General features: G+C 35.8%; 1 protein-coding gene. It reads left to right on the plus strand.

Features of this window, described 5'->3' with window-relative positions; genetic code table 11:
- Positions 1 to 562 (plus strand): DnaD domain protein (locus I7822_RS29610; protein WP_207982563.1); only part of this gene is annotated, 562 nt, incomplete at both ends.

Below are 562 nucleotides of genomic sequence, written 5' to 3' on the forward strand. Positions count from 1 at the left end.
ACGCAGATGCAATGCATAGCTTTGTAGAAGATTGCATAAAAGAGTTTAAATTGTTGCATTCGGACGGTGAATTTTTCTGGTCAGAATCACTTTTAAGAAGAATGGAATTTAAAAGTGAAAAGTCAGAGAAAGCAAGGAAGGCTGCGGAAGCTAGGTGGAAAAAGTCCAGTAATGACAAGGCTTCTACTAATACAAAATCTAAGCAAAGCACTAGCAATGCAGATGCAATGCAAACGCATAGCGACCGCAATGCTATAAAAGAAAAGAAAGTAAAAGAAATAAAAGAAAAAGAAATTAAAGATTATAGATTAAAGGATGATGAAGGCACGCCTGAAATTATCCAGTCATTAATTGACAACCAAATCGTTCAACCTGGTGGATTAAATAAAACCCTTAGTGATGATCTGGAGGACATTATTAAAAACTTTGGTTTTAACGAACCTCAAAAAGTAATCTTAGAAGCTATAACATTATCAGCTCGTGGTAACGGTAGAACCTGGCGGTTTGTATTTAACAAATTGAATTTTTGGCGTAAACAAGGGGTTAAGAGCGTTTCAGATGC

This window comes from Metabacillus bambusae (assembly GCF_017497975.1).
GTDB lineage: Bacteria > Bacillota > Bacilli > Bacillales > Bacillaceae > Metabacillus > Metabacillus bambusae.